Genomic DNA, 833 nt, shown 5'->3' on the forward strand with positions numbered 1-833 from the left:
GAGCCCGCGCGATCGGTCCCGTCGGGGACGGTGGCGGTCTATGCCTGTGTCTCGTCCGCTGACCAGGAATCGGACCTTGACCGGCAGGTCGCCCGGATCGTCCGCTGGACTGCGGGCCAGAATTTGGCCGTCGGTAAGGTCGTGACCGAGGTCGGTTCCGCGTTGGACGGGCACCGCCGGGAGTTCCTCGCGTTGCTGGGTGACCCGGAGGTGACGACGATCGTCGTCGAGCACCGGGACCGCTTCGCCCGGTTCGGCGCCGAGTATGTCGAGGCCGCGCTTGCCGCCAGCGGCCGGCGGCTGCTCGTCGTCGATCCCTCGGAGGTCGACGACGACCTGGTACGGGACATCACCGAGATCCTGACGTCGATGTGCGCCCGGCTCTATGGCCGCCGCGGCGCCGCGAACCGGGCCGCTCGCGCCGTCGCGGCCGCCACCGAGGCAGCCATGTGAAGACGACGCTGCAGGCGTACCGGTTCGCGCTCGACCCGAACAACATCGGGCGTGCCGGCTTGCGTCGGCACGCGGGCGCGTGCAGGTTCGCGTTCAACTGGGGCCTGGCTCGGGTGAAGGCCGCGCTGGCGCAGCGCGAGGCCGAGGAGTCCTACGGGCTGGCCGGCGACCTGCTCACCGCGGTTCCGTGGACGCTGCCCGCGCTGCGCCTGGCCTGGAACACGGTGAAGAACGACATCGCGCCGTGGTGGGCGGAGTGCTCGAAGGAGGCGTTCTCCGCCGGGCTGGCGCAGTTGGCCGCCGGGTTGAAGAACTTCTCCGACTCCCGCACGGGCAAGCGGAAAGGCCGCACGGTCGGTTTCCCCCGGTTCAAAAAGCGT

Annotated in this window: 2 protein-coding genes; both read left to right on the top strand. The window is 70.7% G+C overall.

All coding sequences use genetic code 11. The features are described 5' to 3' along the window. Positions 1-453: IS607 family transposase (locus tag AC559T_RS14990; RefSeq protein ID WP_498869117.1), on the top strand; the 453-nt coding region annotated here is incomplete at its 5' end. Further along, a partial coding sequence (locus AC559T_RS14995) for a helix-turn-helix domain-containing protein (RefSeq protein ID WP_498869118.1) occupies positions 450-833 on the top strand: 384 nt, incomplete at its 3' end. The genes AC559T_RS14990 and AC559T_RS14995, both read left to right, overlap by 4 nt.

The organism is Frankia sp. Hr75.2 (genome assembly GCF_949319125.1).
GTDB lineage: Bacteria > Actinomycetota > Actinomycetes > Frankiales > Frankiaceae > Parafrankia > Parafrankia soli.